This is a genomic window from Blautia sp. BCRC 81119, from assembly GCF_003184505.1.
GTDB lineage: Bacteria > Bacillota > Clostridia > Lachnospirales > Lachnospiraceae > Blautia_A > Blautia_A fusiformis.
On sequence record NZ_QJHD01000005.1, the window covers coordinates 101,378 to 127,579 of the forward strand.

30 protein-coding genes are annotated in these 26,202 nt (G+C 39.0%); 21 read left to right on the plus strand and 9 right to left on the minus strand.

What is annotated here, in order from left to right:
• Window positions 1-28: 28 nt before the first annotated feature.
• From DMI82_RS04540 to DMI82_RS04605, 13 genes are all read left to right on the plus strand, one after another.
• Window positions 29-574 (plus strand): hypothetical protein, encoded by a 546-nt coding sequence (locus tag DMI82_RS04540; protein ID WP_110102622.1) that lies wholly within the window; start codon window positions 29-31, stop codon window positions 572-574.
• Between the two features lie 267 nt (window positions 575-841).
• On the plus strand, window positions 842-1,576 hold the full coding sequence (locus DMI82_RS04545) for an AAA family ATPase (protein WP_110102623.1): 735 nt from the start codon (window positions 842-844) through the stop codon (window positions 1,574-1,576).
• A gap of 146 nt (window positions 1,577-1,722) precedes the next feature.
• Window positions 1,723-2,604: a metallophosphoesterase gene (locus tag DMI82_RS04550; protein ID WP_110102624.1), complete on the plus strand. Its 882-nt coding sequence runs from the start codon at window positions 1,723-1,725 to the stop codon at window positions 2,602-2,604.
• Between the two features lie 14 nt (window positions 2,605-2,618).
• Window positions 2,619-3,047 (plus strand): hypothetical protein, encoded by a 429-nt coding sequence (locus DMI82_RS04555; RefSeq protein ID WP_110102625.1) that lies wholly within the window; start codon window positions 2,619-2,621, stop codon window positions 3,045-3,047.
• A gap of 102 nt (window positions 3,048-3,149) precedes the next feature.
• Window positions 3,150-3,617 (plus strand): GNAT family N-acetyltransferase, encoded by a 468-nt coding sequence (locus DMI82_RS04560; protein WP_110102626.1) that lies wholly within the window; start codon window positions 3,150-3,152, stop codon window positions 3,615-3,617.
• Window positions 3,618-3,673: 56 nt separating this feature from the next.
• Window positions 3,674-3,856 carry a hypothetical protein gene (locus DMI82_RS04565; RefSeq protein ID WP_110102627.1) on the plus strand — a complete coding sequence of 61 codons (183 nt, stop codon included), beginning with the start codon at window positions 3,674-3,676 and terminating at the stop codon, window positions 3,854-3,856.
• Window positions 3,857-4,205: 349 nt separating this feature from the next.
• Window positions 4,206-4,457 carry an HPr family phosphocarrier protein gene (locus DMI82_RS04570; RefSeq protein ID WP_110102628.1) on the plus strand — a complete coding sequence of 84 codons (252 nt, stop codon included), beginning with the start codon at window positions 4,206-4,208 and terminating at the stop codon, window positions 4,455-4,457.
• Window positions 4,458-4,580: 123 nt separating this feature from the next.
• Entirely contained in the window at window positions 4,581-4,985 is a 405-nt protein-coding gene (locus DMI82_RS04575; RefSeq protein ID WP_110102629.1) for a hypothetical protein, read from the plus strand.
• Between the two features lie 160 nt (window positions 4,986-5,145).
• Window positions 5,146-6,528 (plus strand): PcfJ domain-containing protein, encoded by a 1,383-nt coding sequence (locus DMI82_RS04580; protein WP_158526424.1) that lies wholly within the window; start codon window positions 5,146-5,148, stop codon window positions 6,526-6,528.
• Between the two features lie 182 nt (window positions 6,529-6,710).
• A complete protein-coding gene (locus DMI82_RS04585; RefSeq protein WP_110102631.1) occupies window positions 6,711-8,771 on the plus strand; it encodes a zinc-ribbon domain-containing protein in 2,061 nt (686 codons plus the stop codon).
• Between the two features lie 264 nt (window positions 8,772-9,035).
• Window positions 9,036-10,157 carry an ADP-ribosylglycohydrolase family protein gene (locus DMI82_RS04595; RefSeq protein WP_110102633.1) on the plus strand — a complete coding sequence of 374 codons (1,122 nt, stop codon included), beginning with the start codon at window positions 9,036-9,038 and terminating at the stop codon, window positions 10,155-10,157.
• A gap of 40 nt (window positions 10,158-10,197) precedes the next feature.
• Window positions 10,198-10,653 (plus strand): aminoacyl-tRNA hydrolase, encoded by a 456-nt coding sequence (locus tag DMI82_RS04600; protein WP_110102634.1) that lies wholly within the window; start codon window positions 10,198-10,200, stop codon window positions 10,651-10,653.
• A gap of 11 nt (window positions 10,654-10,664) precedes the next feature.
• Window positions 10,665-11,453, plus strand: a complete 789-nt coding sequence (locus DMI82_RS04605) for a DUF6994 family protein (RefSeq protein WP_110102635.1) — start codon at window positions 10,665-10,667, stop codon at window positions 11,451-11,453.
• 306 nt (window positions 11,454-11,759) lie between these two features.
• On the opposite strand, the gene DMI82_RS04610 is transcribed toward DMI82_RS04605, so the two are convergent.
• The 4 genes from DMI82_RS04610 to DMI82_RS04625 form a co-directional block, all read right to left on the minus strand.
• Window positions 11,760-12,203, minus strand: coding sequence for a hypothetical protein (locus DMI82_RS04610; RefSeq protein WP_110102636.1), 444 nt, complete (start codon window positions 12,201-12,203; stop codon window positions 11,760-11,762).
• A 24-nt stretch (window positions 12,204-12,227) separates the two neighbouring features.
• On the minus strand, window positions 12,228-12,989 hold the full coding sequence (locus DMI82_RS04615) for a Fic family protein (RefSeq protein WP_110102637.1): 762 nt from the start codon (window positions 12,987-12,989) through the stop codon (window positions 12,228-12,230).
• 171 nt (window positions 12,990-13,160) lie between these two features.
• A complete protein-coding gene (locus DMI82_RS04620; protein WP_110102638.1) occupies window positions 13,161-13,787 on the minus strand; it encodes a GIY-YIG nuclease family protein in 627 nt (208 codons plus the stop codon).
• A gap of 87 nt (window positions 13,788-13,874) precedes the next feature.
• Complete coding sequence (locus DMI82_RS04625; protein ID WP_110102639.1) at window positions 13,875-14,138, minus strand: DUF2196 domain-containing protein; 264 nt, start codon at window positions 14,136-14,138, stop codon at window positions 13,875-13,877.
• A gap of 191 nt (window positions 14,139-14,329) precedes the next feature.
• Here DMI82_RS04625 and DMI82_RS04630 point away from each other — a divergent pair, with 191 nt between their 5' ends.
• On the plus strand, window positions 14,330-14,806 hold the full coding sequence (locus DMI82_RS04630) for a hypothetical protein (RefSeq protein ID WP_110102640.1): 477 nt from the start codon (window positions 14,330-14,332) through the stop codon (window positions 14,804-14,806).
• A gap of 86 nt (window positions 14,807-14,892) precedes the next feature.
• Here DMI82_RS04630 and DMI82_RS04635 read toward each other — a convergent pair whose 3' ends face one another.
• The gene (locus DMI82_RS04635; RefSeq protein WP_110102641.1) at window positions 14,893-15,144 is read right to left on the minus strand and encodes a hypothetical protein; all 252 of its coding nucleotides are present in this window, start codon (window positions 15,142-15,144) and stop codon (window positions 14,893-14,895) included.
• A 222-nt stretch (window positions 15,145-15,366) separates the two neighbouring features.
• Here DMI82_RS04635 and DMI82_RS04640 point away from each other — a divergent pair, with 222 nt between their 5' ends.
• The 6 genes from DMI82_RS04640 to DMI82_RS04665 all read left to right on the plus strand — a co-directional run bounded on the left by DMI82_RS04640 (window position 15,367) and on the right by DMI82_RS04665 (window position 21,240).
• Window positions 15,367-16,110: a hypothetical protein gene (locus DMI82_RS04640; protein ID WP_110102642.1), complete on the plus strand. Its 744-nt coding sequence runs from the start codon at window positions 15,367-15,369 to the stop codon at window positions 16,108-16,110.
• Between the two features lie 93 nt (window positions 16,111-16,203).
• The gene (locus DMI82_RS04645) at window positions 16,204-16,500 is read left to right on the plus strand and encodes a hypothetical protein (RefSeq protein WP_110102643.1); all 297 of its coding nucleotides are present in this window, start codon (window positions 16,204-16,206) and stop codon (window positions 16,498-16,500) included.
• Window positions 16,501-16,575: 75 nt separating this feature from the next.
• The gene (locus DMI82_RS04650; RefSeq protein ID WP_110102644.1) at window positions 16,576-17,034 is read left to right on the plus strand and encodes a hypothetical protein; all 459 of its coding nucleotides are present in this window, start codon (window positions 16,576-16,578) and stop codon (window positions 17,032-17,034) included.
• A gap of 17 nt (window positions 17,035-17,051) precedes the next feature.
• The gene (locus tag DMI82_RS04655; protein WP_110102645.1) at window positions 17,052-17,234 is read left to right on the plus strand and encodes a hypothetical protein; all 183 of its coding nucleotides are present in this window, start codon (window positions 17,052-17,054) and stop codon (window positions 17,232-17,234) included.
• A 97-nt stretch (window positions 17,235-17,331) separates the two neighbouring features.
• Window positions 17,332-19,188, plus strand: coding sequence for a leucine-rich repeat domain-containing protein (locus DMI82_RS04660; protein ID WP_110102646.1), 1,857 nt, complete (start codon window positions 17,332-17,334; stop codon window positions 19,186-19,188).
• A 213-nt stretch (window positions 19,189-19,401) separates the two neighbouring features.
• Entirely contained in the window at window positions 19,402-21,240 is a 1,839-nt protein-coding gene (locus DMI82_RS04665) for a leucine-rich repeat domain-containing protein (protein ID WP_158526425.1), read from the plus strand.
• Window positions 21,241-21,383: 143 nt separating this feature from the next.
• Here DMI82_RS04665 and DMI82_RS04670 read toward each other — a convergent pair whose 3' ends face one another.
• A complete protein-coding gene (locus DMI82_RS04670) occupies window positions 21,384-21,788 on the minus strand; it encodes a hypothetical protein (RefSeq protein ID WP_146207132.1) in 405 nt (134 codons plus the stop codon).
• 216 nt (window positions 21,789-22,004) lie between these two features.
• Here DMI82_RS04670 and DMI82_RS04675 point away from each other — a divergent pair, with 216 nt between their 5' ends.
• On the plus strand, window positions 22,005-23,930 hold the full coding sequence (locus DMI82_RS04675) for a leucine-rich repeat domain-containing protein (RefSeq protein ID WP_110102649.1): 1,926 nt from the start codon (window positions 22,005-22,007) through the stop codon (window positions 23,928-23,930).
• Window positions 23,931-24,000: 70 nt separating this feature from the next.
• On the opposite strand, the gene DMI82_RS04680 is transcribed toward DMI82_RS04675, so the two are convergent.
• From DMI82_RS04680 to DMI82_RS04690, 3 genes are all read right to left on the minus strand, one after another.
• Window positions 24,001-25,110 carry a plasmid recombination protein gene (locus DMI82_RS04680; RefSeq protein WP_110102650.1) on the minus strand — a complete coding sequence of 370 codons (1,110 nt, stop codon included), beginning with the start codon at window positions 25,108-25,110 and terminating at the stop codon, window positions 24,001-24,003.
• Window positions 25,111-25,262: 152 nt separating this feature from the next.
• The gene (locus tag DMI82_RS04685; RefSeq protein ID WP_110102651.1) at window positions 25,263-25,583 is read right to left on the minus strand and encodes a hypothetical protein; all 321 of its coding nucleotides are present in this window, start codon (window positions 25,581-25,583) and stop codon (window positions 25,263-25,265) included.
• A gap of 113 nt (window positions 25,584-25,696) precedes the next feature.
• A complete protein-coding gene (locus tag DMI82_RS04690; RefSeq protein ID WP_110102652.1) occupies window positions 25,697-26,161 on the minus strand; it encodes a DUF6465 family protein in 465 nt (154 codons plus the stop codon).
• Window positions 26,162-26,202 lie beyond the last annotated feature (41 nt).

Here is a 26,202-nt window from a genome sequence, read left to right on the forward strand (position 1 = left end):
ACACAAAAGAGAAGGGAGGCCGGTTTGTATGGCATCAGAGAACGACAGACACGAAGCGTATAAAAATTACATCGCTGCAAACGAGAGCACTGTTTTAAAAGGATTGAAAAATTGGCTTCTGTTTGGAAGGCCGATAGCAGAGGCAAGCATTTTATATGAAATAAGAAAATGCTTGGACCCATGGCCAACACATTTTATATTAGAAAATTCGCAGAGCAGGAAGGTTCGAGACGGTGTTTTATTGGAAAACGGCTATGTTTGCAAAAATCTTACAATAAAAGATTTCTTGAACGAATTTTCAGGAAAAGTTTTCTTATGCGAGGGCGAAAATGGGCATGACGAATATTATACGACTTACGGGGAAGAGTTAGACATCCCCATTGGAAGTGTAATGGAAAAAATGGCTAAAAAAGGGATGGAGGCTATTTTGAAAGACAAATTCAAATCGTATGAAAACATGCAAGATGAAGGTGTATTCATGGAATATCTGTTCAAGGTTGTTGATATATATTCAGCCTTATCGGTTATCCGGTTTTATCGAATGGAAGAAATAGCATTAAATGACATAAGATGATATGCATAAGAAAGTTGTTTTAAGGCCTGCTTTAGCGGTAGGCCTTTTGTAATGCAAAAAAAATAAAAAAGCTCGCAAAAAAAACAACAAAAATAAAAAAATCAAGCATATTAATTACGTCAAGAAATAAACAGTTCGAGGCGAAGGAACTGCGAAAAATATACGTAGTGCCAAAAAAACATATTGAGGGCCGACTGGTAATGTGAGATTGACCGCGGCCTTCCGCCTAATAACAAAAAAAATTAGAAAAGGAGATTACAAAATTATATGGGAAGAAAATTTAAAATTGAAAGAGACTATTACGATGAGAAGGATTATTTATATAGAAAAATGCATGTAGAGTTTGAACCTGGCCTTACGGTCCTGATTGGATGCAATGGGTGCGGAAAAACCACATTGATGCGACAGGTTCGGTTACAGGTGGAGAAGGAGCTTAAAAATCCGTGTGTTATCAATTACGACAACTATATTCATGGCGGAGCATCTTCAATAAGCGAATCCATACTTTGCGGAGATATGACATTTGTTGCGGATAGTGTGATGTCAAGCGAAGGAGAAAAGATTGCATTAAATATGCAGAAACTATCCATGAAAATTGGTTCTCTTATGAAAAAATATCCGGACGAAAAAGAGTTTTGGATTTTTCTTGATGGAGTGGACAGCGGATTCAGTGTTGATGCGATTGAGGACTTGAAACGCGGCCTGTTTGATACTATATTTGGCTGTTATCCGGATAAAGATATCTACATCATCGCAAGTGCAAATGAATATGAGATGGCCAGAGGAGAGAAATGTTTCGATACAGTCAACTGCAGATATGTGAATATTAAGTCGTATGAACGTTATAGAAGTCTTGTGTTAAAATCAAGGGAGTACAAAGATGAAAGGATTAAAAAGGCGGTTAAAAGAGCGGAAAGCCAGAAAGAAAAGGCTGCCGAAAAAGACTCTGATAATGTGAAGGAAAGCAGTTTCCAGGCTCGAGAGTGGAAGAAGGAGAGATAGGAAGGAGCAGGGGATAAAGCCCCTGCCTATTTCGGATTGGTGGAAGAGCCGCCAGACATCAAGCAAACAATAATTATTCGCAAATATTTTCAGCTTGGCCGAAAATTCGTCATATTAATTCCACAAAAAAAAGAGGAGGAATTGATATGGCAATTTATGTGACTGGAGATACTCACGGTGCTAAACAATATGGATTTTGCAGTGTTGATGGATTTATGCACAGATTAAATACAGATTCTTTCCCGGAACAAAAAATGATGACGAAAGATGACTATGTAGTAATCTGTGGAGATTTTGGTGGCGTCTGGGATTTTAAAGGAGAGTCTCCGGAAGAAAAATATAACCTAGACTGGCTTGAATCGCGTAATTTTACAACATTATTTGTTCCAGGAAATCATGAAAATTACGACCGTCTGGTTGGTATAAATGACAAAAAAGTGCTAGACTCCTGGATTTTTAAAGGACTGAGCGATGTAAAGAAAAATAAAATACTGAATGGATACCCACAAAAAGAATGGCACGGCGGAATTGTGAGAGAAATTCGCCCATCTGTTCTTATGCTTGAACGAGGATATGTTTTCGATATTGACGGGTGTAAGTGTTTTGCCTTTGGTGGTGCAAGAAGTCACGATATCAGCGGTGGAATCCTTAAAGCAGAAGAATTTGAAAGCAAAAAACTGGCTAATAAAGAGGCTGAGAGATGGAATCTCGAAGGTAAGATGTTTCGTGTAAATCATATTTCATGGTGGGAGCAGGAAATGCCAGAGCAGATGGAGATGGAACGCGGCTGGGCCATGCTTGAAGATGAAAAATATAAAGTAGATTTCATTTTTTCGCATGACTGCCCGGCTTCTGATAAATATTTCATCCTGCGTGTGAATGAGCCTGATGAGCTAAACAGGTATCTTGAACAGGTAAAACAGAAAACAGAGTACAAAAAATGGTTCTTTGGGCATTACCATGAAAATATGATGATACCTGGAGGAAAAGACCTGTTGCTGTATGAGCAGATTGTACAGATTAACTGATAGGCGGTGGTCGTATGGCAATCCGGAAAGAAAAAGAAGAGATTTGCGGAAGACTCTCTACGAGAGTTGTCTACATTACAGAAGACGGAAAGCGGTTTTGTCAGGAAAGCGAAGCTTTCCTGCATGGTGAGTACCTGAAATGGCAGCAGACAGCCAGGAAAATGGGCGTCAAGTGTATCGATGGAGGGTATTATTGTAAGAACGAACAGGCATTGGCTGCCGTCGTAATTATGATATCGTATAAAACAGGCCGGTATGACTGGAAGCAGAAGAAGTTTGTCAAATATGATAATTACCAAAATTACAGATTTTCCGGCCCGGACTGGTATTTCTTCGAGCACGATGCAGGCAAGCCGTATCCTTACGGATACAGCATTAAGTCCCTGACCCAGAAGAAACAGGAATTCGCTGAATGGCTGAAAAAATACGAGGAGAAAGCGTAGTGGCTTTCTCTTTTTTTTGGTTTTTTTTCTCGCTTTCTTTTTTTTGCATATTGGATATGTAAATGTTACCGAAAAATCGGCAAAGAAAGAGAGGAATTTGTAATGGAAATGTATTTTAAACTTTCTGAGTTGACAAAATTAGAACAGCAGATGTATTACAACTGCATATATCTGTTTCTTATGGAAGCAAATATACAGCACCCGGAATTTTCTGCTTGGTATAGCGGCTTGTTTACTGACGACCTGCGCTTAAAGCCGGAGTACGAAATCGTAATCTGTGAAAAGGAATATGAGATTGCCGGGGTCACAATCCTGAAATCAACAAAAGAAGAGGCAAAAATATGCACGGTGTATGTTGCAGAACAGTATCGCCATAATGGTCTCGGAAGAAGGCTGATGGAGTTAAGCATTGAGTGGCTGGAAAATGAAAAGCCGGTGATGATACTTGATAAAAACAAGGAACCAGACTTTGCGGGCATCCTTAAACACTTTGGCTTTGTATTTCAGGAAGAAAATTGCGGATTACATAATCCGGGAAAGGTAGAACTTATATACAACGGGAAAAACTGAGCCGAAGGCTCAGTTTTTTTTGTGGGAGGTTGCGGGAGAGAGGAGTATTTGGGTGGTTGGAAGACGAAAAGAGTGAAGGATTGAAGAAGTTGGTAAAAGTGAAGGTTGCTGGAGACCGGAAGGCTGAGATTTGCTCTGTAAGAAAAGAAGAACGGCGGCGTGAGGTGTTTGCCGGCTGGCGCCGGGAGGAATTAATCTGGCGGCCAGAAGACGTTGGGTTCTGTAAAGAAGCAAGATGAGAAGAAGTTGGCAGCTGAAGGAATACTGACTTTTGCTGGCTGAAATGCTCGTCTGTGTATGCTGTTCGCAAGTTGCATGCATGCCGCTGCTCACATATTGCCCGCAGCGTCTGGTCGGTTTCCTGCATTTTTTTGCCGATTATGAAAGATGCACAAAAGAAGCCTCAAAAAAGCCTTTTTTATTAATAAAACCAGAAAGAAATTGGTAAAAATACACAAAAACAAAGCAAAAACATGGCCATTTTGTACGTTCAAAAAGTGTTTCATTTTCAAAATTTTTTAGCATATTATTCTTGTAATCGAAGACAAGTACCCGGCGAAGCCGGAAGATAAAAAAGGAGAGAGAAAAATGATTACAAGAAAAATTAAGATTGAGACTATCAGTAAAGTTAAAGATTTTGTAAACGAAATCAGCAAGGTTGATGTTAACGCTGATTTAAGCAATCCGGACAGACGGTATATCGTTGATGCAAAATCTATCCTCGGAATCTTAAGCCTGGATATCTCTCATGTGATGAATCTGACGATTTATGATGAGGAGAAAAACGCAGGAAAGTATGAAAAGATTTTTGAGGAATTTGGAGTAAGAGACAATAACTAGAATTCGAGACAGCATGGCGGCGGAAGGCCGCTTTTTTTTGTTGTGTGAAAGAATTGGCATATTAAAAACGATGTTATTAAAATTTTTATATGCTGATTTTTTCAGAAAGAAAGGATGGAAATTATGATTAATGCAATGAAGAATTATGGAGCACTCGTTGGAAGCGTTGATACTGCAATGGTGGATAAGGCAAGAGGTATCTTAATGGATTTGCCTAAGACTATGCCAAGACCGCAATACAAGAGCCAGACAAGCGGCTTAATGTGCTATCCGGTGGAAAAAGCTCTTCAGGAGTGGAGCTTATCCATTGATGATGACAGACTGCTTCTGGCGATGGCGGCCGTTGCTTCCATGGCAGATTACGTTGACGGCGTCGGCATCGCAATGCCGGTGACTGCTGACGTGATGGCCGTCATGAAATTTGTGGCACATTTGCTGGATGCTGAGGAAAGCGGCCCGGTGTATATGCGTCATGAAGTATATCATGGCGAGGAACGGGCGTTCTCTTACGTCGTTCGTGTCATCTAAGATTTCAGAGTCAAAACCGAAATGGTTTTGGCTCTTTTTTTTGCGGCGGCAGTACGGATACAAACAAAAAAAGCATAAAAAAAATTGGAAAAAATAATCGTGGTTGGGGAAAATTTCGGCATTTTGTATGTGTAAAAAAAATAGAAAAGAGGAAAAGCATATGACATACAAAACTGGAGACCAGGTGCGGGATGAAGTCAAAATACCAATGCATAAATTGATGTTTCAAAAGATAAAAAAGACATGTGAGTTTGGAAAGCCAGGCTGGATTATATTGGGTGAGAGTAAAAATGAGTTCACATCATGCTTTATAGAAGATTTTGATTTGATTGAAAAGTATTTAGATTTCGCTAATTCGCATATTCCATCAAATCGTAAACAATCACATTCAATTTCTGTGGGAATAAGACCCTCCAAAATGATTACTCTAACTTTTTGGGAAAATTACCTTGCGATAAAAACATATAAAGATATTGATAGTGTACATCTTTCTTTAAGCTTGAGCAAAGACGAATATACGATAAAATGTTATGGCAGTAAGGATATTACGATTCTCATTTATCCGGATGGAGCAGTAATGACGGCAAGACCGAATTTTGACCGCAAATATTACCCAACAACCGTTAAAAATGTGATACAGAGATTGCCAAGTGATGTTCAGAAAGCATTATTTGAAGAATTTGCAGGAAATAGCCTGTTGTACAAAGATTTTATGACCGATAAGTTTTTGGCTACAATGAGACTGACTGATTTGGATAAGAAATTCAATAAGCTTGACTATTTCCAAAGTGCATTTCCAGATGTTGCTTTTCCAAAAACAGCAAATAAAATGAACTGTTATGAGTTGTATGCCATTGGATGCGCGGAGAAATATATTGAGCCGGAACAGGCTGGATTGCTGTTTGAAAAGGATTATCGGATTGATAAAGTACAGGATTTTACCCCATCAAAGCGAAGATGCAAGGAAATTGGGAAAAATTATATAAAAAGTATATTAAAGCAAAAAGTAACTGAAGAGGTTCTTTATGAGTTCGATTTTTTTATCGATGATTATGTAGAAATGGCCATGGAATTAAAAGAAAAAATAGATATAAAAGCAGGAAAGAAAAAGATACGGAAGCTGCATGATGAATATGCGGAGCGGCTATTGAAGAAAAAACACAGGGGAAAAATAAAGATTCCGGAAACACCGTTAAAATATCTGAAATTGCCAAAAGAGTTTATTTTGCTGGACGCGCCTGGGGCGTTATGTCAAGAGCAGAAACGGCAGCATAATTGTGTGTCGTCTTATATTGGACGTATTGAAAAAGGTTCCTGTATTATTTATTCTGCAGACATTAATGGCGAGCATGTGACAATAGAAATCAGATACAGAAAAACAAGAGGAAAATATACTTTTATCGTACCTCAGTGCTTAAAAATGTGGAATGAATGTTGTTCAGAAGAAACTCTGAAATATGTGAAAGAACAGGTAAAGGAAGCGGGAGAGCAGGCGGTAAAAAAGTACGAAAGGAAAATAGAAAGAAAGGCGAAAAATCAATAGCATACTGCCGGCAGCGGGCCAAAATCAGAAATGGTTTTGGCTTTTTTGTGTGTAGAAAAAATGGAAAAAGAAAATAAAATTTGGCTGATGCCTGGAAGAAGATAAGTTTGGCAAAAAATGTTTGACCTGATACAAGATTCAGCATATTAAAACAAATCCAAAAAATGGAGGCGTTTTAATAGATGAAGAAAGATTTTGTGTCGCTGGCAAAGGCGAGGCCGGATTTGGCGAAGGAATGGAACTATGAAAAGAACGGGGATTTAAAGCCGGAGGATGTGAGTTGCGGAAGTCACAAAAAAGTATGGTGGGTACAATATGATAAAAGTCCTGTAACAGGTGAAGTAATAGATTTGGAATGGGAGGCATCCATTGTCGGAAGAGCTAAAAGCAATTATGGAAATCCAATTAAATCAGGGTATCAGGTATTAAAAGGATACAATGACTTAGCAACGTTGCGACCAGATATAGCTTCAGAATGGAATTATGAGCGAAATGGAAATCTAAAACCGGATATGGTAACGTGTGGTTCTCAAAGAAAAGTATGGTGGGTTCAGTATAAGATAAATGATATTAATAACAAAATAATAAAACTTGAGTGGGAAGCTGTGATTGCTACAAGAATTAAAGGGTGTCAAAATCCATTTGATGCAGGCCAATGTGTATTAAAAGGATATAATGACCTTGCCACGCTGCGACCAGATATAGCTTCAGAATGGAATTATAAGCGAAATGGAAATCTAAGACCGGATATGGTAACGTGTGGAGCAAACAAAAAAGTGTGGTGGGTACAATATGATAAGAGCCCTATTACAGGCAAAATGGTAACTTTAGAATGGGAAGCTTATGTAAATAGTAGAGCTATGAAAGGAGAAACTAATCCATTTAAACTAAATCGAAAAATATTAAAAGGCTATAATGACTTAGCTACAATTCGTCCAGATTTAGCAAAAGAATGGAATTATGAAAAGAATGGAGATTTAAAGCCTGACATTATTGGATGTGGCTATAAAAAAAACGTTTGGTGGATTCAATATGACAAAAGCCCTGTCACTGGTGAAACGATGGCTTTAGAGTGGAAAGCATCAGTTGTTAATAGAGCTATTAATGGCCTTGGAAACCCATATAAATCCGGTCAAAAAGTGCTAAAAGGTTATAATGATTTATCCACATTGCGCCCAGATATAGCTTCCGAATGGAATTATGAACGAAATGGAAATTTAAAACCAGACATGGTAACGTGTGGTACACATAAAAAAGTTTGGTGGATACAGTACGATAAAAATCCAATAACAGGAAATGAAGTAAAGTTTGAATGGCAATCAAGTATTCAAGGTAGAGTGAACGGAAACGGAAACCCATATAAATCCGGTCAAAAAGTACTAAAAGGCTATAATGATTTATCCACATTGCGCCCAGATATAGCTTCCGAATGGAATTATGAACGAAATGGAAATTTAAAACCAGACATGGTAACGTGTGGTACAGATAAAAAGGTATGGTGGAAACAATATGACAAAAACCCAACTACAGGAGAAATAATGATTTTAGAATGGAAAGCATCAATCGTTAACAGAGTAAAAGGGGCACAAAATCCGATAAAAATAGGAAGATTATTGCTGAAAGGCTATAATGACTTAGCATCATTAAGACCTGATTTGGCATTAGAATGGGATTATAAACAAAACGGAAATTTAAAACCTGATATGGTAACATGCGGACTTAATAAAAAAGTTTGGTGGACTCAAAAAGTACGAGATGAAAAGACTGGTGATATTGTAGAATATAAATGGAAATCATCCATATATGGAAGAGTCAAAGGAAATGGAAATCCGTATCTAACAACATATAAAGGTGAAGAATATATAAAACAATATCTTCAAAAAAACAACATTTCTTTCAAGGCTCAACAAAAGTTTTCCGATTTGCTCGGTACTGGCGATGGTCACTTATCATATGATTTTTCAATACCTGACGAAAAATATGGGTATATTTTGATTGAGTACAACGGCATACAGCATTATGAATCAGTTGAATATTGGGGCGGCGAAGCCGCATTAAAAAAACAAAAAGAACACGACAAAAGAAAGCGCGATTACGCCAAGAAGCATGGATATAAGCTTATAACTATTAAGTATACATATGACACATATGAAAGTGTTGAAGAATATCTGGATAAGGAGCTTAAAAAGCTTGGCGTTATAGATGACACTAGAAAAGAAGAAAACGTAAATGACGCAGCATAAAGAGAACGTATTACCGCAGCCGGCTTCGCCGGCTGCTTTTTGTCATACATTTTTGTTTGCTACACAAAAAGAAAATAAAGAAAGCAAAAAATAAAAAGAAACTCAAAAAAAATCTTAAAATTCAGCATACTAATATAAGAACAAAAAAAAGGAGCCAAAAAGGAGCCAAAAAGGAGCCAAAAAGGAGCCAAAAAAGGAGCCAAAAAAGGAGCCGAACCGAGAGGAAGAGGGGAGGCTTGGAAGCAAAGAAAGAAGAGGTGAAAAATGAGAGATATACAAAATGATTTGTTCGACGTCAAAGAGACTTACTGCGAAAGCTGCAAGTATAATATACCAGGAAAGATTTGGTGCTCAAAATATAAAAGGATAAAGCCTGTTAACGTCATGATAGGAAGGATTAAATGCGAAAAATATTGCATGCTAAACAATGTAGTCATGGCTTCAATTGTTGGTTTTGCAGTAGGCGATGCGTTAGGAGTTCCTGTTGAGTTTGCTTCAAGAGAAGAATTAAGTAAGAACCCGGTTAAAGACATGAGGGGCAAAGGGACGCATAATCAGAAAGCTGGAACCTGGTCGGACGATACGTCATTAACAATTGTCTTAATTAAAGCCTTGGGAGATAAAGAGTCTAACGTGGACAGTATAGCCCGCAGGATGATGGATTGGTTGTATAAAGGTAAGTATACAGCAAACGGGAAGGTGTTTGATGTTGGAAACACGACAAGAGAGGCTATATGGAGAATGCATAATGGAGTATCTCCGATTGAAGCCGGAGGGAAAGATGAATACAGTAATGGAAACGGTTCCCTGATGCGTATACATCCACTTGCTTTTTACTTGCTTGATGTTGATGATTTTGAAAAAAAGAAGAATATGATATATCAGGTATCATCCTTAACGCATGCAAATATTATTTCAAAAGTTGCCTGTCATTTTCTTGTGGAATTGATAATCCACCTGCTAAAAACAAATAGCATTAGAACTGCATATGATGCCGTATGTCGTAAATTTGCTGAATATTACACAGAAGACAAGATACAATCTGCGTTTGCAAATATTTTCTCAGGAAAGATACTTTCTATGCCAGCATCAAGTGTTAAGTCATCTGGGTATGTAATAGATACATTAGAGGCCGTTTTGTGGTGTATTTTCCATACAACAACATATAAGGATGCTGTCTTAACAGCGGTGAACCTTGGCGATGATACAGATACTGTCGGCGCTATAACAGGCGGAATTGCTGGCATTATTTACGGCCTTAATGCTATTCCTGAAGAGTGGATTTCAAAATTGGTTAATAAGATGATTGTGCTTAATGCTGCAAGCGATTTGTATAAGAAATGTAATAAGGACAATATCATCGATAACCTTGATTTTTCCGTGTGAAATGAGTGAAAAAAATAATCAAACCAGGAGGTAAAAACACATGCGGCAATTAATAATTGCAAGAAAAGACTTAAATATGTCTGCCGGAAAACTGGCGGCACAGGTATCTCATGCATCTATGGCGTTTCTGACAGCGCCGCTCAGGGATGCGAAAGGCGATAAAAATAATATAAAAAGAATCGAAAACGGGGATTATGTGTTTGAAATAAAAATGGACGCTGAGACTTACGATGATTGGGTTTGCGGGATTTTTACAAAAACAATATGTGAGGCAAGAAACAGGAATCAGTTACTGAAGGCGAAGAAGATGGCGGAAGAGATGGGAATGGAAGAGGGGAAAGATTTCTTCCTGATTAAGGACAACTGCCTGACGGAGCTGGAACCGGAAGAGGTGGATGAAGATGGCGTCGGAAGGACGCTGACATGCATTGGGTTCAGACCACTGCCGGATGATGTGGCGCATGAGATAAGCAGGAAGTTTCAGCTGTATAGATAAGGAGGGAAAAAATGGAAATAAAAAAAATAGATGTAACGAAATGTTTTATAGATGATTCAGATGGATTTTGGGATAATTTCTGGGAGAACCGCGATGGATTAGGCGCATCACCACATTATGCAGACCCGGATAGTGCAAGCGCGACGCTCAGGAATTATCATCAAGCTTTGTGGAGCCGAAAGCTGCCAAATGGTCAGATGATGAAGCTGGAAAAGGGAAAGAACTCAGATTATCTTATCTGGAATGGGATGAGGTTTGCGTCGGATTCAATGACAACTAGCCATCGGTATATTAAATGCAAAACTGTTATTCAACAAGTAGAAAAGCAAACAGACGACTATCGCCAATTTGTGGAAGATTCTCTTTGTTCTACATATACCATCGGAGGAATGATTATCTTTCCAAAGCTTCGCGGAAGCATGAATCAGGATAGAGGAACAAATCCAATGATTTCTGACCGTTGGGATTTAACATTGGAATGTATTAAAAGATATTATGAACAACCAGAAAATAGCAATTATGCATTTAACCCTCTTTGGAAAACAATTAAGCGAAATGAAAGTTTTTTTAAATTGTTTGTAGATTTTAATGGATATATTGAGTTCTTTTTTTTACAAGATTTCTTAGATGAAAATGGGAATATAATTCGCTTTATTCCAGATTATTTTGATGAAAATGGAAATTTTACAAAAAAATATCCTGTTCCGCAAACTGCAAAAGAGTATTTAAAAAATATTGAAATACAAAAGGAAATTGTAAAAAAAAGAAATCAGAGGATATATGAATTTGTCAATCAGTAATATTGCGCTGTGTCACATTATCGAACAACACAAAAAAACGCTGGAGAGAACATCCGGAAGAATGCCCTGCTGAGATAAATTCCATGTCAGAGGAAGAGGTGTATGAGGGTATCAGGAATTGCGCTTTTTTGGATACGGAAAGTCCTGACGAATCAAAAGAGGGTTTTGTAAGAAGACTAAAAAAAGAACAAAAAAATAAATGAAAAGCAAAAAAGATAAAGAAAAGAACAAGCAGAGAAATAAAACGAACAGGCCGATTAATCGGCCTGTTGTTTGTGCTTGATAAAATACAGAAAAAATAAAAAGTTAGTGGTCTTCGCCATATCCACAAAGAATAATTTTGCCGGTCTCGTCAACAACCTCAATCAGACATCCTGGCTGCCAGCCCTTGTATCTGAGTGGTTTGACTTTTCCAAATTCAGACATACAGTCGAAAATCTCATATGATTCTCCGTGGCAATCGTCCATATTGATGTAATCAATGAGTCTCTGTGGCGTCATTAACGAAGAAACTAATTCGTCGTCAATCATATGCTGCACCAAAAACATAGAGCATTCGCTTATCGTTGCCGGTTTTGCATCTTCATCACTTAAATCTGGTTCGTAATCTTCAATCAGGAGTTCGTCATCAAACATTTCTCCATAAAATTCTTCCTCATCTTTGTGCTTTGGACCTTCGCCATTATAATCATCAAACATCTCTCGCTCAATAGCATCAATGTCGCTTAAGCTTCCTGATATCCCTGCCATGTTATATGTCCCCTTTCTTGCTGTTTACTGCAATTCATCATAATCAAAAATCATAGGTATTACTTTTTCTTGATACCATTTTTGTTCTGATTCAAAAAAATCAATAAGCGGTGCATAATCGTGCTTTTTCTGCGCGGCACTAAGATACCGGTAATACTTGATTTTGTTTTCGTCTCTGATTACGACAGGTGTAATGTCTGCGTCAAGACATTGCTTTAACAGAATCATGCGTCCAACGCGGCCATTCCCATCCTGGAACGGGTGGATATTTTCAAAGATAGCATGGAATTTTGCAATATCTCGCAGCTCAATTTTCTTTTTGCCGGTATACTTGGCAAGTAGAGCTTCAACCATTGCCGGTACTTCCTGTGGAGGAGCAGTGGTAATATCCCCTACAAGGTTTGCACGCTTTTTCCAGTCTCCGACTGCGTATCCGTTTGCCATATCTTCGAAGACACCCTCTTTGAGGTTTTTATGCATGCCTTTGATAATATCAGCAGTAAGCGGTTCGCCTGTGTGCTTCATCATGTAGTTAAACATTTTAAAATGACCGTTCATTTCTTCCACGTCTTTTGCTCTGAAGATTGTGTCTTCGTCATCTGCGAAAAATGTACCTGTATCAAATAATGATGCGGTCTGCCTTTCCGTCAATGTACTTCCTTCAATCTTATTGGAGTTGTAAGCCATGCTGCGCTGTGTAAAGCCATATGCTCCACTGCGGTCCTGGTTTTGAAACTCAATCGTGAGGCGCTGTTTCAGTCTTTCTGTAAATTTTTTGTCCTGCATTTTGCATTCCCCTTTCTTGTTTGTTATGTATATGCAATATGCAAAATGTAGCATCTGTTAACAAATTGCGGATGTATTCAGTATATCATACAATGAGGCAAAAGAAAAACAAAAAAAAAGGCGCCAAAAGCGCCTTTTCTGTTGCTCTGGATGTTTGGCCAGGATAGACAATTATTCTTCTTTCCATTGTGTCTCCTCTGCAATATCCGTAATCTTTTTCCCATTGTATGTAAAGACAGAAGCTCCCTGGATGGCTGATACATTTCGGAGCTTTTCAGCAAGCGGCGAAAGAGAAGTGGTCTCGCCGTTGTACTCTACTTTATTCTTTTCTGCGTCCACGACCGTCACCCTGACTGAATCGTCGTCGATAAACACAAGCTCGGCCCCGACTGGTATACCGCATTTCTGGAAGTTGATTGCCGGTCTTTGCTTCCGTCCGCTGCTGCCTGAACAATGAGATTGTTTTCTTGTGCTGCTTACTACATCTTCACCTTGCATCGGAGCCACGCGCTTCAATTTGTCAGCGCTGCCTGATATGATAGCGATAGCCTCAAGCAATCGGTATGCTTTTTCTGCCGACATTGCGAAGAATTCCCGATTTTTGGCGAGACGTAATTTCGGGTTCAATGTATCGATTAATTCGTGCAGTTTTTTATCCTCCAGCTGCCCTGATGTCTCGTATGTTGCATATATCTCATACTCAAAAGGCAAGGCAGTAGTGTTTAACTGTTTTCGGCGAGCCTCTACATCAGAGGCATAGCCGATTTTGGCCATGTCATGTAGACATGGGTTTGTCATCGACGGGCGTGGTTTTTCGCCCGCGTCTGGTGCAAGTGAGCACAGCTCACTGCATCATCACATAAATATATCCTTCAGCCATCCAAGTCACTTCACTTTCTGTTTTGGCAGAATTGCTTTTACTCTGCCAACGAGGCGGTAATCTGGATTTTCTTTTCGGATTTCTTTTTCTTCTTCTGTCTCATTTTCCGGCTTGATTTTCACTTTAATCCCCCTGTAATGAGTTTCGGTTTTTGTTAAAATCTCATCTACGATTCCGTATGTCAGATTTCCATTTTCGTAGTCTTCTTTTAAAAGAACAGCGACACTCTGTTTTGGATGGATTTTTTTTCTAATCTGATAGTTCTGCATAAATTTTCCTCCTGAAATAAGTTGATTGTTTATTTTAGTATGCAGGATTTTTAAAAAAAGAAAAAAGGTTTGCAAGTGAATCACCGAAAATTTCCATTTGCTACCACAAAAGCAAAATGTTTTTCCGCAAATTTTCACAGAAATACAAAAAAGTAGCATATTTAAGATATGAAACGCAAGGAGGATTAAACATGGAAAACGATAAAAAAATCAGAAAAAGAATTTTTATGAAAGCACTTTCTACCGTAAAGGCTGTTAATGAAGTTGACTCTGTATTAGATAAAATCGGAATCAATTTGGATTTTGATGACACAGAAAAGCCAGTAGGACGGGCGATGGGCAACTTATTAACTACTCCAAAAGAAGTTGCTTGTGACGCATTGGGCTTAACACTGAAAACCGAAAAAGGATATTGCACAGGTGCATATAAGGGGCAGCTGCTTCCAATTGAGGTAGAAGTTTATTATCCGGATTCTGATGATGAGAATACTGCGATTCCGTTTTCAATTACATTTGAAGGCATGTGGGATTTATTGGACCTGGCGGCTAAGGATACAGCATGTGCAGCCAAAGTATGGGATTGCTTTGTAAATAGGGATACAGAAGCAAAAAAGTGGATTAAGAATGTATGCGATATTACAGGATGGGGAGAGGTAGACGAAAGATAAAAGGAGCAGCCGGCTTAAGCCGGCTGCTCTAAAGAAAAGAATAAGAAATGCCAGAAATATTATCCCGGGCATTTCTTATTTTTTTACTACTGCATAAGGCCTTTCAGATATTCGACAGTGACACCCTTTTCTTTCATCAGCTCTGCAAGTTCTTTAATTGCTTTAGCCTGTTTTTCTTCGGCTTCCTTTGCTTGTGCAAGTTCAAGCTGTTTTCTTAACGCTCTTCTGGTTGCTTTCATCTCTTTGATAGATGCGGCTGCGGCCTGAATGTCTTCCTCAAGTTTTGTTAAGTCTTTTTCGATTTCTTCTGTAGGACGAATTACTTTAACTTTTGGCATTACTAAAACCTCCTTTTTGCTAAAAAGTATATAACATTTTTGCTGTTTTGTATATATTTTAAGCGAAATTTTTGCAAACATTCCGATAAGCAGAATATATGTTCTGAAAAATGCGGCTGTTTGCTATCTGGCTGATTTTGTTTTTGCGTTTTTTGCCGAAAAAAATCCGGCATATTGCAAATGAAGAAAAAAAACGTTCAAAACAAGAAAGGAAGTAAAAAAATGAGTGATAAAAAAATCGTAAACATTCAGTTAACAAAGACAAAGTCGGTTGCAGCAGTAGAGATTGGAAAAGATAAGTATGTTGATGCAGATGGCGTAACATACAAAAACATGGATTCTGACTTGATTTCTGATGCAGATGATATTTCAGAAGAAGAAAAGCATACTTTCAAGTTTATGTCGTCATTGTATGATGATATTGCCGAGCTGGAAGAGCAGAAGCGTGCAATTGACGCGAAAATCGCTGCTTCTAAAAAAGAAATCAAAAAAGCAAAATCTGTCATCAGAAACCTGCAGGGCAGGATGTCTATTGCTGATTTTGCGGAAAAGGTTGGTGATATGCTTCCAGAAGGATTATTCGATGAGATGGTCGATAAAAAATTCTGGTGCTGCACAACACTTCCTGATGAGGGAGTGGATGAAAATGCCATGTATATCTTAAATATCTGTGATGTAAGTTCCAGAAAAGGCAGTCTGGAGTCTCTGCCGTTCATGTATGAAGAATACGGAGACTGGGAAATGTATAAGAACGCTGAAGAATATCTGAAATACCAGCGTATAGTTTCAGCATATGCAAAAACCCTGCCAATTAAGGCGGAGTATATCTCCAAGTTGTATTACGACAAGGAAGATGGTTTGCAGTGTGTTTCAGCATACAAAGTCAAGCTGGAAAAGAAACTGACAAAAGAATATGCAAAAGAAATTGTCGCAAAGTTAACTGATGGATTTGTGTACGGAAATTAATATTTGCCGGCTGCGAAGCGCAGCCGGATTTTTTTGTTGTAGACGAAATTCCAGCATATTACAACAAACAGAACAAAGAAGGGAGATAAAAAAATGCAAAAATATATCCAATTGGAAGGATTTATCAAATCTAACAACGAGGCGGTAGAAGCAGTTGTTCAACATCTTGCAGAAAAATACAAGATGGAAAAAGAAACGATAAAAAAATACGTGGATGGTGTCACCGTTAATCCAGAGGAAACATACGATTTTCTCGATAAAATATATACAATGACAAAAACGACCAAACAAAAGCAGCGGCTCGTATACGTGCACGTTGCCGAATATTACATTGAAAAACTTGCAGAGCGGACAAATATTGTTACAATAAGTCCGAAGGAGACGGCTTAGCCGTCCCTTTTTTTTGTTTTTGCCGCTGACAGAATCCGGCATATTGATTCTGCGCAGAAGAAGGAGTGATGCGACATGTGCAGAAAAATAAACGATAGAGAATTTCAGGTGCAGGACGATATTAACCAGGTCAACAAACTGCTGGCAAGCGAATTGCGAAGAAGTGACTGCCTGAATCTTCAGAGCATTTCTGCTTTGTCTTTGGCAAAGATTGCATACGAAATGGAAAAATTAACAAATGTAACAAAGGAAGAAAAAGAAAGTGAGGAATGGTGTATGACAACATACGAAAGATTTTGCAGAGAGGCGTATAATCTGCTTAAGAAAAATATAAAAGCAGATAATGGTGTTCCATCTGAAGAGGTTGAGAAATTCCTAAAAAAGGAGCCTCACGATTCTGAGTTCTATTTTTACTGCGGAGTAGCAGCGTCAAATGTCGTTAACGATATCTCTCACAAGAACGGAAGCAGCAGACTTTTGGACAATGATGTGGTAAACGACCTGGTGCTGTTTAAACTTCTTATCGGAATGTAATGGAAGGAGGCGCGTATATGGTATTAGCAGAAGAAAAAGAAGTGGTCTACGCACCAGAAAAATGTTATTTCGATGGTAATTGGACAAAAAAGTCTGAGATAGACGTGAGAAATCAGACTATAAGAACAACCAGAAGAGAGCTGGAAGAGACAGCGGGGATTCCGTATTGTACAAGAATTGATTACAACATGGAGTTTTAAACTAGCGGGCGTTTGCCCGCTTTTTTTCTGCTCGCAATTCCGCATATTGTATGTGTAGAAGAAAAATAAGCAATGGATAAAGAAAGGAAATATAAGCATGAAAACAGTAATAAAAAAAGAGCATGCGGAATTATTTGATGTTGAAGACAAAGACGGCTACACGCTCGCAAAAAACGGCGTGAAGTATTATATTTCACTTCAGAAACATCTATTTGTATGCACAGATATTGACGTTCCTGAGGATGTTGTCGAAGTAGCGTTTTCATCACCGGCAACAATTAAAATTGACCGTGGGATTAATAAATCATTCCCGAATGTGAAAACACTGATTATTGATTCCAATGTTGGCGAGATATCAATCCCAAATGAATTGTTCCCAAACGTGATAGAAGTTATATCATATAATGACAACTATTTTTCAGGTCCTACATTGATACATATAAATGAGTTTTGGGGAGACACTGCTTTATACAACTCGTTTTGTTTGCGTAAGGATGCAACTCTTGACCTCTCACGAGTAGAACAAATCAATGATTATGCACTCTCTGGATGTATGACGAAGCAAATTATATGGTGCCGTTCAGCGCTACATATTCGCCCACATGCATTTGATGGCTCTGTCTTTGATAATATGCAGCCACAAGATGGAGTTGTGGTTGCCGGAAATATTCTTGTAGATATTGACCATGATGCACAGGAAATAGAAATTCCGAGTTGTGTATATAATATGGATTATTCACGTGTCCAACTGGCTACAGTACCAAAACTCATCATAAATAACATTGATGGTATGCGAGGTATTGATTTATATGGGCTCTCAGGAATCGTACGATTTACAAAACAATCAGATTTGTATGGTGATGAAGCACCATTCTGGCGAAAGGACACATTTAAAAATACATACAGGATTGAAGTGGATACAGATAGTCAAAGATATAAGAGTGTTGACGGGATTCTATATTCAAAGGATGGAAAAAGTCTCCTCAAGTGTCCCACAAAAAGAACGGGCAAGGTGATTATACCAAATGGAGTGACTGAAATCAGTGCATGTGCATTCGAAGGCTCTGAAGTAGAATCTGTTACATTTCCAGATTCATTAAAAATAATTGAAAGTTATGCTTTTAGAAATTGTTTATACCTGAAAAATGTAGATTTTGGAAATGGTATTACTCAAATCGGAGGCTCTGACGAAAAGGACTTTATAGGTTTTGGCTATTTATTTGAGGCTTGTGAAAATTTAAAAAGTGTAAGCATTCCTGAACAGGTTGAAATAATTGGCTATGCGGCTTTTAGTAAATCTGGGATTGAAACCGTCGAACTACCCGCAGGCATAAAAAAGATTTGTGAATGTGCTTTTGACAGGTGCAATATCAGGAGAATATCACTACCAGCAGCTGTGGAACTAGGTAGAGACGCTATATCGGAAGTGTCAGAAATCCATGTAGAAGACGGAGAGTATTTACCACACGGGATTATACAGAGTATGTCAAAATATAACGGACTTGCAAAATATATTACTCCGGATTCTAATCTAGTCGTAAAGATAACACAAGGCAATAAGACTACATATATACCAAAGGATTTCTCTGGAATGCATACGACCATAGATACGGATAATCCCTCTATGGATGACTTGCTCACATTTTTTCATAAAAATCATGTCAGAATTCTTAGGTTTCTGGTAAGAAGTAATGCAGCAAAAGATTTTTGTAATGCACTAAGCATTTCAGATTGTTCAAATGAAGAATTACTACGACTTTTAAGCGCAACGAATGATAAAAGCATGGTGATTCGGGCGTACATATTAGACGCATTATCGACAGGCGGGAAAACCGCGGCCAACTTTGATACCTCGCCTGCCTCGCAGGACTCGTTACCAATTTGCGCAGCAAATGTCAAGCAAAGCCGTAAGGCTGAGTGCAGAGATTTTATTGATAACTCGCTTACTTTGTAGGACTCGTTACCAAGCCTCGCAGAGACTGACAAGCGAAGCCGTGCGTCTGGTACAAGCGAGCGTAAGCTCGCGGTATCATCCGAAAAAGAAGAAAAGAGTGAGAAATTAAAGCTGTAAGTAATGCAGCAGGCCTTTGACCTGCTGCTTTTTCTTTTTCTTATTTCTTTGCATATTATTTTTGTATTTATAAACACAATAAAGAAAGGAAAAGATATGAGCGAAAAATACAAAAAAGTATACAAAAATGGAACCACTTATCATATGTCAGAAAGCGGCGTATGCAGGGATATTGATGTGGAAGACTGGGTAGAAGAGGTATCGTTTGGCGAGGATGTCACTAAGATATGGCTGAGAAAAAACAGCAGAAAAAGATTTGAAAATGTAAAACGAATCCATATCGGAAAGAATGTCTATTCTATAGAAATGCCAAATACTGTATTTCCAAATGTCCGTGAGGTAACATCAGACAGGGAAAGTTTCCCTGCCGGACGCATGCTGACGGAAAGAACATCTATCGGAAAAATTGACCTTAACAAGACAACTCTTCTGAACGCTTTTTGCCTAAAACCTGAGGAGCCCTTGGATTTATCAGGAATTTGGGGAATCCGCACTGGGGCTTTGGTAGGCTGTTGCTCTGAGAAGGTTATTAATAGCGAACAGATTGAAATGGTCAAAAAGTCAGACTTTCTGAATGAATCCAATATCTGTATTGAGGATAGGACAGCAACTTGCGGAGTAAAAATGGCAGGAAGCATTGTAGTTGATATTAGCGACAGCAAAGATTATGTAATACCTGAAGATGCAACGTTAATCGCAACAGATGTGACGTTTGTGACGTTCCCGGCGGGAAGTGTAATTGATGTGCGATGCAGCAATGAATCGTTTTTCCGGGCACAACGCATGAGGTCATATAATAGCTGCAGTCTGTTCTTGAATGGAGAAGGTCACTTTGATAAAGAAGAATTTGCATGTCTTCGCAGAAGTCATGTTGAGCTTGGCCTGCAAAATGAGGAATATGTCAAAGTCGGAGATATCATATATTCAAAAGATATGACAGAACTGCTCCATTGCGATTATACTTCAACCGGGAACTGCGAAACAGCAGGAAAAGTCCTGATTCCGGATACAGTCAAAATAATAGCTGAAAGTGCTTTTGAGTACTGCAGGGGAATTACAGAAATAGTTATTCCTGATTCCGTGGCAGAAGTAGGACGTCATGCTTTCCGTTTCTGCGACGGAGTGGAAAAGATGACGCTGGGAAAGCACATCAAACATTTAGGGCATGAATGTTTTGAGTATATGAAATCACTGACTGAACTGGATATTCCGGGCAGTGTTACACGTGTTGAGCCTATATGTAGTTTTTGTAACGATTTAAAGAATATCAAAATCAACGAAGGAGTACAATCTGTGGATTTCTCAAGGCCGTGGAGCCAAATACGTCCTGATGTCCTGGAAATACCTTCTACCATCAAGGCGTTTACTAAAAGGAGCCTTATTGGAATACATACCGTTGTGTTGCATACAAATGAAATCCCGAAAGATTTACTGGCAGCCATGCATGATTACGAAGCTCCTGCAGCGAATGGTAAATATAAGTATAACTATGCACACGAAAAAGCCATAATAAGTGAAGTTCTGTGCATAAAAACGCCACGGCGAAGGATTTACATTCCGGCTGAGGCCACAGATAGAAACTTTGACATCATGAACGACTTGTTGAATCGATACGGAGTGTATGCACCGGCAAACTTCTTCCAGTATTGCAGGACAACACGCCAGAAGCTGCCACTTGCATTCATGGAATGGCAGGATGTACATGAAACGCAAACCCAGAACTACATAAGAAGAAACCGAAAAAGGTTAATACAGGACCTGATTGAAGAAAATATGGAAGACGGACTAGTTATGGCATTAAAAGATGGAATCTTTCAGGCAAATGAGATTAAGGATTACTACGACATGATTGAAGATGCCGATATGCAGATTGCAAAGGCGTATGCGCTGGATATGACAGGTGAAAACAGTAAGAAAAATGTATTCAGGCTTTAGAAAAATGAGCACCCGAAAAATAAGGGTGCTCATTTTTTGTGGGCTTTGAGGGATTTTATCAATGAAATCTGGTAACAAGTCCTGCGAGGCAGGCGAGTTATCATGCGTGCTCTGGGGCCGAATCCGGCAAGGCCGGGGAGGCGTCAACGCGTAGCCCTTGCACCCCAAATCTGCTTGTCTTTTTGGTAAATCAGATTTACAGAATGTACATTTTCATCGTCTTCTAGCATATACTCGCAGATATATTCGGCATAAGTTACTGCGTTGGCAATGCATTTCGCGGAAACCCGGATTGGTTTTTCTCCTGGAAAGAACTGGACATATATAGGAATCATCTTTCCATTTGTACTGAAAGATGCGATAACCGGAAGCGGAGTTAAATTGGAAATAATTTTGAACACCCTTTCTTGTTTTTTTACTTCTATTTTACAGAACTTTTGTTCTGATGTCAACGGAGAACGAGGAATCCCCGGCCTACCAAAAGTCGTCTGCGGGTCAAAGGTTCCGGTTTTAACTTCGCACGCGGGTCTGAACTCCAGTTCGTGCACTACACTCAGCCTTGCGGCTTCGCTTGTCAGCCTCTGCGAGGCTTGATACCGACTCCGGCAAAGCCGGGAAGGCGTCGATAGTCTTTCAGTTTTTCGCAGAAAATGATTTGCAATAATATTGTTATGTAAAGCATTGTTCCTTTTGTTTATTTTTTTTGCATTCAGAATATTTTGGCATACTAAAAGAACAAAAACAAAAACGAAAGGAACAAAAAAATGGATAAAATAAAAGTCATACGAAAAAACGGAGTTACCTATTATCTCCGGCCATATAACACCATTCATACCGGTTTATGCTGTTATGGCATAGAAGTCGCTGATTGGGTAACGACAGTAAGATTTGACAACTCTATCTTTGATGAGATATACGTAACGAAAAAACATGAGGGTACTGCAAAACCTGAAGTTATCCAGGATGTAAAAAAGGGATTTAAAAAATACACAAAAGGAATTGTGGAAATTAAGATTCAGGAAATGACGGATGGACGCAGGTTTAAGAATGTCAGAAAACTGATAATCGGAGAGTCTGTAGTGAAGATTGGAATTGAAAATGAAATGTTTCCAAACGTCAGATACATAGAATCACATTCTGAAAATTTTTATTCTGGGAGTATGCTGATGGAGCGTACTTATCCATCAGGAAGTGAGCTGCTCAATTCCTTCTGTCTTAGCCCAGATGAACCGCTGGATTTAAGTGGTGTTGTAGGCATCTGGAAAAAAGGAGCACTAAAAGGCTGTCAGTCTCAAGAAATAAAAAACGCAGAAAGCCTTTTAACAGCAAATGCAGAAACCTTTAGGAATTCGCTTATCAAGACAACTGACCAGGTGAAAGAATATGGCGTTATTATGATGGGGCCAATCATAGTCGATGCAACGTATGAGCCAAAGGATAAGACTTATATCGTGCCAAAGGACACCGCTGCGATTTGTCAAAACGTTGCGTTTAATCCAAACGCTACAATGGTGGTGCAGAACAATAATACATTTCTGAGATATATGATTTACGGTGCAGTCGTAAAGAATGTATTTTTTGAGGACACATCGCACATTTCGCTTGCAGATATTGAAAACATGCGAAATATAAACATAGAATTTTCTAAAGAAAATACAGAATATTCATCAAAAGACGGTATCGTGTATTCAAAAGACATGAAAACGCTGATTTCATGCAGCCAGAGTAAGAGTGGGAAGGTAGTCATTGCAGACGGAGTCGAAGAGATACGAGAAAATGCTTTCGCGTATTGTGATATGATTGAGTCTGTGCATATTCCTGATAGCGTAGAGCGCATCGGGGACAATGCATTCACAAACTGCGATAATTTGAAAAGCGTAGTTTTTGGAAACAGTATCAAGTCAATTGGAGCATTTGCATTTTATTGTTGTTCCAATCTGAGACAGGTCGAATTCCCTGATTCCCTGAAAAGGATTGAGGCACGCGCTTTTGATACCTGTAATGAATTAAGGCACCTGAAACTAAACGAAGGGTTAGAATATATTGGAAGGGGCGCTTTTGATGGAGGTAAGATAAGACACGCTAAACTTCCATCAAATACTAAAGTATCAAAGGGAAGCCTGAGCGGTATCCAGCGCGTAGAACTACCTGATGAAAGGATACCAGGAAATATCACGTCTGCTATCATTGGAGGATATCCACAGCTTTTTGATGATATGAAAAATATCCCATTACGGATGGACACGGCAACTGATGATGGCCTGGTCTATTGTTTAAAAACGCCAACACGAAAAATCGTGATACCTGTAACACTTAAGTGCAGCGAAAATAAGCGCAGAAGATTTCAGGCAGAATCCAGAAAGCTGGTAAATGGAGAACCACATAATTTCTTCAGGTGCTGTTCAACATTGCAGCAGCAGATTGCAGTTGCTTATATGGAGTATGAAAACCAGCCGACAGAAGAGAGCGGAAAGTTTTTAAAAGGATATGGAAAAGAGCTTACAAAAGTGATGCTGGAGCAGCATATGGAGAAAGAACTTACTGACTTAATAAGAAAGGACTTGTTTTCATGCGTGATGCTGGAAGAAATGTATTGCATTTCTTCAGATATGGGTGCAAATGTTGTAAGTGCTTATATCATGAGTAAATTGGCATGCGAAGATAAGAAGGAACTTGATTTTGCGATATAAAGATATCGGCAGGCTGAAGCAGCCTGCCTTTTTTGTTTACGATTAGTTTACAATAAAATAATTATGTAAATTACCTGTCATTGTACATGCTCTCTTTCCAGTCATCGCGATGCGCTGCGGCCTGTCTACGCTTGTCTTCTTCATAAATCTCAATGATTGGCTGGTCATGAAGTCTTGTCGTCTGCATGAAGCGTTGTACGTTTTGCAGTTCTTTTTCAAGCTTGGCGTTTTCTTTCGCTAACTGTTCGGCCTGTTCGCGGAGAGTTTGATTTTCTTTTGCGGTGTTACTGTGCTCAAAGTCTTTTATCATCTGCAAAAGTTCTTTTCTTTCTGCCCGCATGGCCTTTATGGACTTCAGCAGAGGCTTCACCTGCAGCCAGTCAGGCTCCCGCATAACGGTAAAGCCATTTGAAGTAGAAGTCTTTATATTGTCAATATCTTTTTCCGCTTTTTCGCCCATGCCGGCCATTTTTAAGATACGCTGTTTCCGCTCCAGTTCTTCTTCAGCGCGTGAGATTTCTTTGGTCAGGTAGTTGCATCTGTCGTTTAAGGTTTTCTTTTTTAACTCTTTGACATTTCGTTCGTAGTCTACTGTGTCTTTTTTTACCATATTAAGCTGTACGCCCATCTGCGCAGATATATAATCCTGCAACTCTATCTGGAATTTAGCCCCATAACAGTCTGACAGAGCTTCTTTTGCACATACCTTTTCATGTTCTTTATCTTTGTCTTTTACGATGGGAACGAAAGTAAAATGCATGTGCGGCACGTTTTCATCCATGTGTACATATGCTGAGACAATGTTTTCTTCGCCATGCTTATCCTTGAAAAAATCATAAGCATACTGAAAAAAATCGCGGCATTCGTCCATGTCGTTTGGCACATAATAACTTTCGCCATCTGTGTCAACAACCTCATGACATAATTCCCTGGGCATTGTGACAGCCCAGCTGCAGACAGCCTTGACATCATCGCGCTTCATCATCTTTACGTTGTCCTGATGGGTGCGTTCTTTTACGAAATCATAATCAGATAAACCTGTATGCTGGCCATATGCCATATTAAAGTTTAATTCGGTCCGGTCCTTATGGATATGCGAGCCGGAATTCTTCTGTGTGCGGCTGCAGTGAGCAAGCAGCCGCGGCGCTTCATTCATTCTAAATTTTGCAACTGATGCCATTGCTTTATCCTCCTGTTGATTATAAAAATAGAACAGCCGGCAGTACCGGCTGGAATTTTCTTTGTCTGGTAATTGTTACCAGATATAATATGGAGGAAATAAAAGAAGATAAAAAAACCGTCGCAGCAATGCTGCGGCGGTACGACTGAAACTTAACTTTTTGTAATCTTGATGGGTCCTGCCTCATCGTATTTAGCGGTAACAGTGTTAAATTTCTTTTCATTTTCAGGACCTTCTGCTTCTGCCATATACTGTTCCCTGGTAATATAAGCAGCATCAACTTCAATATTATTTTGCTTCTCACAGAATGTAGCAACCTTCGTAATCAAAGATTTCAAAGTTTCTTCGTCGATAGGTACTGTAAAGTCTGTATCCATTTTAAAATAAAATGCCACATCCGGTTTGTCAACTCTCCAAAGTTTCATGTACAGCTGCAAGTATCCAATAAGTTCCAGTTTTTTGATTTCTCTCATGTTTTTTTCTCCCTTCTTGGTAAAAGAATTTTTTATTCTTTTTTAATATGCTAAAAAAAAGAGAAAAGAAAAAAAAGCCGCAGGCTCTGCCTGCGGCGGGTGTGTATTGCTTTTTAGCAGTTGCTGAAATGCACTTTCTGGCTTTCGCTGCCTTCACCATTTACGGTATAATAAGCGGCCTGCTCAGCAATATTAAGATAAATAGTGATATCACCTTTCATGCCTTTGTCTGCGGCATCTTTCTTCACGGCCTTCTCAACTGCTGCCATGGATACGCTTGCTCCATTAACCTCAACCACAGTGTCGGTAATACGTGTCCTGACCGCTTTGGCTGCTGCCTTGACATGTTCTTTTGTTTCTTTTGCGGTCTCCGTTACTGTTTCTTTTACAGCTTCAGAGACAACAGATACAGCCTCTTTAACTTCCGGTTTGTTCATATGTTCTTCAATGTTTTCACCGGCTGCTTTTACGGCTTCTTCTGTCTTTTCTGCTACAGTTTTTGCGGCCTCCTCTGTTTTAGCGACGGCCTCAGTCGCCTTCTCAATCATTTTCTTTTTTGTGATTCTTTTACTTGCCATTTCTTTTAAATTCTCCTTATTTTTAATTTTCCAGCGTGATG